General features: G+C 70.1%; 1 protein-coding gene. It reads right to left on the reverse strand.

Annotated features, from left to right (window positions below; genetic code table 11):
* Positions 1-2: 2 nt before the first annotated feature.
* Positions 3-1,379 (reverse strand): HNH endonuclease signature motif containing protein (locus A5648_RS06990; RefSeq protein WP_065023851.1); only part of this gene is annotated, 1,377 nt, incomplete at its 5' end.

A 1,379-nucleotide genomic window follows, 5' to 3' on the forward strand; every position in this document is an offset into this window, starting at 1 on the left:
CGTCAGGGTGGGGCTTTGTTGAGTGCGCGTTCGGAGTTGATGCGGTGGGCGCGGTCTTGGATTCGGGTGCGTTTGCGGGTGGGCATCATCAGGCCGCGGCCCGCCGTTGGTGGGGCTGGTGGGGTTGTTGGCGGTGGTGTGCCGGTCGGCATGTGCAGGGTGGGGAAGAGCAGTGTGCTGCCGGGTTGGGTGGTGTAGGTATGGCCGGTGGGGCTGGTCCAGTCCACGGTGCCGTCGGGGTGCTGGGTATCGTGCCAGCCGCCAGGGCCGGTCCAAAACGTCTTGAGCAGGTGGTGTTTTCGGCATAGGCAGCGCAGGTTGGCCGGATGGGTGGGCCCGGACGGGTAAGCGATGGCGTGGTCGATGTCGCAGTAGGTGGCGGGCTGGTCGCAGCCGGGGAATCGGCAGGTGAGGTCGCGGGCCCGAATGAAGGCGGCTAGTGCTGTTGAGGGCCGGTAGTGCGCTTCGGCGGGCAGATCGGTCGGGTGCCGTAGTGGTTTGACGGTGGCGCCGCTGCTGATGAGCTGGGCCAGCAGCGGTGCGGGGACTGTGCCACCGCCGATGATGTGCCCGGAGCGTGCTGGAGGGGTTTGGGTTGTGGTTGCCGGGGCGGTGGGCGGTTGGTCGCCGTTGCCGAATCGTGGGTCGGCCGCGGTGTCCAGGGCGGCCTGCTCGGCCAGGACGTAGACCGTGACGTTGGCGGCCCGGTCATCGGTGCGGGCGCTGGCCGGGCAGTCGGTGTTGCCGCAGGCGCAGGCGAGGTTGTCGGCTCCGGTGGCCAAGGCGCCGAGGGCATCGGCGCGGCGCTGGGCCAGGGTGCGGGGATCGTCGTCGCAGACGGTGTGGGCCAATTGGGTCAGGCGCCGGTCTAAGGCGGTGGCGTCGGTGGCGAACAGCCGGCCCCACAGGGCGGTGGTGCCGTTTTCGCTGTTGCGGGTGTCGACGACGATGTCGCGGCCCCGGGCATCGCGCTGCTGGCGCCGGATGGCGTCGGGGTCGTACCGGTCGATCAGGGCGTCGATGGCCGCCGCGGTCTTGGCCGCCGAGAGCGGCCCCAGGTCGGTGGCGATCTCGGCGAGGTCGGTGTCGACGGCGTCCAACAAGTAGGGGTTGGTGATCAAGGTGGTGCGCCAGACGATCGTGGCGACCAGCCGGGTGTTGATCGCCCCGTCCAGATACAGCGCGGCAACCTTAGGCAGCCGCTCCCGCAGGGCGGTGGCCAGATACATCTGCGAGGACGCCATGCCGTGGCTGATCTGCTCGGCAGCACCGACCTCGGAGGCGGCGGCATCCCAGTAATCGCAGGACCAGCGCGACCGGTTCACCGCATCGCGCCCGCGGGTGCGCCGCGCGACCAACTCACCGATCGCGGCCAACCG

The organism is Mycolicibacter sinensis, assembly GCF_001673565.1.
GTDB classification, from domain to species: Bacteria; Actinomycetota; Actinomycetes; order Mycobacteriales; family Mycobacteriaceae; genus Mycobacterium; species Mycobacterium sinense_C.